We start from the raw sequence: 3860 nt of genomic DNA on the forward strand, positions 1-3860 counted from the left end.
GTTCTACACCCACACCGTGCTCACCCCCTTCTTCGACCCCGGCCCCCACGAGTACCCCGCTCCGCAGGTGTGGATAGCGGCGGTGAACGAGTACAACGCCGAGACGGTCGGACTCGTCGCGGACGGCATCCTCGTGCACCCCGTGCACTCGCGCCGCTACCTCGACGAGGTGATCATGCCGGCGGTGGACCGGGGGCTGGCCCGGTCCGGACGCTCGCGCGCCGATATCGCCGTCTGCTGTCCGGTCTTCCTCGTCCTCGACGACGCCCAGACGCAGGAGGCGGCCGACTCTTTCGTCCGCAGCCAGATCGCCTTCTACGGATCCACGCGCACCTACTCGAGGATCTTCGAGACCCACGGCTGGGACGACACGCCCCCGCGTCTGCACGAGCTCATGCGGTCGGGCAGCATCGGCGAGATGCCCGGCGAGATCACCGACGAGATGCTCGCCGAGTTCGCGATCACCGGACACCCCGACGACATGGTGGAGACCATCCGGCGGAGGTACGACGGCATCGCGGACAGGCTGTACTTCTACAACCCGTTCGCGTCACCGTTCGCAGGCGACGAGGGACGTCTGCGCGAGGTGGTCGCCGAGCTCTCGCGCTAGCTCACCTGCGCTTCGCCGTCTTCGACCAGTCCCGCTCCGCGCGGCCGGCGAGCATCACCTCGGGGTGGGCGGCCCAGTAGTGCTTCCTCACCGCAGCGCCGAGGCTCATGTCCTTGGCGCGGGGCCGGATGGTGACCCCGCAGGTCCTGCACTTCGTCGAACGCTTCATCGTGGCGCTCCTCGCTCGAGGGGAAGGCCACGGGAAGGACCCCGACCTTAGCGGGAGCTACCGACGTCCGGCCGCCGGGAGCGGCGCCATCGGGAGCCGCACGACGAATCGTGATCCCTTCGGCACGCCGGGCTCGAAGCGGACATCTCCGCCCATCGCGTCGACGTGCTCGCGCACCACGGCGAGGCCGAGACCCAGACCCGGGATGCGTTCGGCTCCCGCTCCCCGGTGGAACCGGTCGAAGAGCCTGCCCCGGTCCTCCGGAGCGACCCCGGGTCCCCGGTCGGTGACGGCGATCTCCGCCACGTCCCCGTCGCGAGCTGCCCGGACCGCGACCGTGTGGGGGTCCCCGTGCTTGGCCGCGTTCTCGATGAGGTTGCGTATCGCGATCTCCAGGTAGTCGGGGTCGGCCAGGACGACCACGTCCTCCACGTCGACACGGGGTGAGACCGCCGAGCCCGCGCCCCCGACGGCCGCGGACACCACCTCGCGGAGCTCGGTCGCCCGCACGCGGGGACCGGTCCCCCCGGTCACAGCTGGGAGGCTGAGGAGCTGCTCGATCAGGCGTCGCAACCTCTCGCCCTGGGCGGCGGCGCGGCCGAGGATCATGTGCTGGGTCGGCTTGTCCACCTCGTCGTGATGGTCGTGGAGGGTCTGGACGAACCCGAGCATCGTGGTCAGCGGGGTGCGCAGCTCGTGGGAGACGGTCTGCAGGAACGCGTCCTTGATCGAGTTCGCCCGCTCGGCCCCCGCCCGCAGCGCCCGCTCCTCGTCGAGCGCCTTCGCCTTCTGCATCGCTACCGCGGCGTGGCCGGCGAGGGCCTGCAGGATCTGCAGCCCCGGCTCCCGGTACGGCTCGCCCGGCTCCCGTCGAGCCACCATCAGGACCGTGGGAGCGCCTTCGCCTCCGGGCAGTGGGACCGGGACGCCCATCATCGATTCGACGCCGAGCGATACGAAGATCGCGTTGGCCTCGGGGTGCTCCGGGTACCCGTTGAGGATGGTGGGTCCGATATCGGAGGCGAGCCGGAAGGTGATGCAGCGGTCCGCCGGGTGGCGGTAGCCGTCGATCCACTCAGGAAGGCCGCGGGTGGCGACGACCTCGCAGACGTCGCCGACGAAGCGAACCAGGCCGGCCGCGTCGGAGTCGGTCAGCTCGGTCGCCGCTTCGAGGGACGCGCCGACGACGGCGCCCGGGTCGGTGTGGGCGGCCATCTGGGTGGCGGCCTCCGACAGGCGGCGGAACTGCCTCTCCTGCCTCCGTTGGTCCGACACGTCGCGTAGGATCGCGATGAAGCCGCGTGTGACGTGGGCCTGGTCGCGCAGGGCCGAGATAGAGACGGATACGTCGACCGGCCCCGACGGGGTCGGGACCCTCACCTCCTCGGGTCCGAACCGGCCCTCGGAGGCCAACGCCTCCCGGGCGTGCGGGAGGAGTGCGCCGCCCTCCGGCCGCTCCATGAGCGGGAAGAGCGATCCGCCCATCGAGCCGAAGAGAGCCTCGGCGGCCGGGTTCTGCTCCACGACCCGCAGTTGGCTGTCGCAGATCACGATGGCGTCCGGTGCGCCGGCCACGACCGCCTCGTTGCGCTGGGCGAGGTCGGCCGCTCGGCTCGCGGTCTCCTCGTGGTGGCGGGCGAACCGGCCCAGCAGCCAGCCGAGTGAGCCGAAGAGCACCGGGGTGCCCAGGACCACGTCCAGCGTCACCGGCTGGTTCCGAAGCAGGACCGCGGCCACGGCCAGCCAGGCTCCGACCGCGGCGCCGGCCCACCCGGCCCAACGGGCACCGACGACGAAGGCGACGAGCACGACCGGCCACAGCAGGATCGGCGCGGCCTCGACCACACCCCCGAGCGAGACGATCGCGCTCAGCGCCACGCCGTCGCACGCGGCGACGAAGCCGGCCTTGCGTCTCCACCCGGCGCTCGTACGGCGCAGGAGGAGGGCGGAGGATGCCACCGCCATCGCGGATGCCCCTAGGCACAGCCCCTTCGCCGCGATCGGCGCGAGAGCCATCGACAGCCCGACGCAGCCGAGGAGGAGACGCGCCACGAGCACCCTCTGGACGAAGAGCGGCGCGTGATGCGGCTCCCGGGGCGTGGGGGCGGCCATCCTCGTGCAGCCGGACGGCGGGAGGTCACTCAGGTCCCATACCACCGGGACGGCCCTCGTCGTGTCCGGGATGCCCGGACGCACCACAGTCGTCCCCTTCACGCCCTGGTCATCGGCAGTCCACGCTCCGGTCCGTCCCCCCATTCCGGGGGACGAGGGCGTGCATCCCCCACCCGGTGCTAGGTTCGAGCCATGCGGGTGACGGCCAACGGCAGCCCCCTCGAGCTCCCCGAGGACTCGACCGTGGAGGACGCGGTCCGGGAGCTGGGGCTCGGCCGGAACTGGGTCGTGGTGGAGCGCAACGGGGAGGCCGTCCCTCGGTCGGAGGCGGGTCGGGTCCGGCTGGGGGAGGGGGACGTCCTGGAGATCGTCCGGCCGGTCCAGGGCGGATGAGCCCGCTCGACGACGTCCGCCTGTACCTGGTGGCCGGGCCGTCCTTCGGCGCGCACCGGATAGGGCCGGTCGTGGAGGCCGGGGTGGGGATCGTCCAGCTGCGCGACAAGGAGGCCGAGGCGGTGGACGTCCTGGCCGCGGCTGAGGAGTGGGCGGTGGCGTGCCGACGGGTGGGGGTCCCGTTCGTGGTGAACGACCGCCCGGACATCGCGGCCGCGGCGGGGGCCGACGGCGTGCACCTCGGCCAGGCCGACCTCCCACCTCGGTATGCCCGGCGCCTCCTCGGCTCCCGCGCGATCGTCGGGCGCTCGACGCATACCCCCGAGCAGGTCGCCGCGGCGATCGCCGAGAACGAGGCCGGCGACGTGGACTACATAGCGGTCGGACCCGTGCACGAGACCCCGACGAAGCCCGGCCGGCCGGCGGCCGGGCTCGAGCTGGTGCGGCACGCGGCGGCCCACGTCCGGTTCCCCTGGTTCGCCATCGGCGGGATCTCGCCGGGCAACGTGGACGAGGTCATCGGGGCGGGAGCGACGCGGGTCGTCGTGGTCCGGGCGATCACCGACTCCGCGGACC

5 protein-coding genes are annotated in these 3860 nt (G+C 72.5%); 3 read left to right on the plus strand and 2 right to left on the minus strand.

All coding sequences use genetic code 11. The features are described from left to right. Nucleotides 1-610: LLM class flavin-dependent oxidoreductase (locus VM840_02845; GenBank protein HVL80514.1), on the plus strand; the 610-nt coding region annotated here is incomplete at its 5' end. 1 nt (nt 611) lies between these two features. Here VM840_02845 and VM840_02850 read toward each other — a convergent pair. Together VM840_02850 and VM840_02855 are read right to left on the minus strand one after the other, a co-directional pair. Further along, complete coding sequence (locus VM840_02850; protein HVL80515.1) at nt 612-779, minus strand: hypothetical protein; 168 nt, start codon at nt 777-779, stop codon at nt 612-614. 57 nt (nt 780-836) lie between these two features. Next, nucleotides 837-2993 (minus strand): ATP-binding protein, encoded by a 2157-nt coding sequence (locus VM840_02855; protein HVL80516.1) that lies wholly within the window; start codon nt 2991-2993, stop codon nt 837-839. Nucleotides 2994-3083: 90 nt separating this feature from the next. Between VM840_02855 and thiS the strand changes: the two genes are divergently transcribed. Together thiS and thiE are read left to right on the plus strand one after the other, a co-directional pair. Then, nucleotides 3084-3284: a sulfur carrier protein ThiS gene (gene thiS, locus VM840_02860; protein HVL80517.1), complete on the plus strand. Its 201-nt coding sequence runs from the start codon at nt 3084-3086 to the stop codon at nt 3282-3284. Further along, nucleotides 3281-3860: thiamine phosphate synthase (thiE, locus tag VM840_02865; protein HVL80518.1), on the plus strand; the 580-nt coding region annotated here is incomplete at its 3' end. The genes thiS and thiE, both read left to right, overlap by 4 nt.

It is taken from the genome of Actinomycetota bacterium (assembly GCA_035540895.1).
GTDB lineage: Bacteria > Actinomycetota > JAICYB01 > JAICYB01 > JAICYB01 > DATLFR01.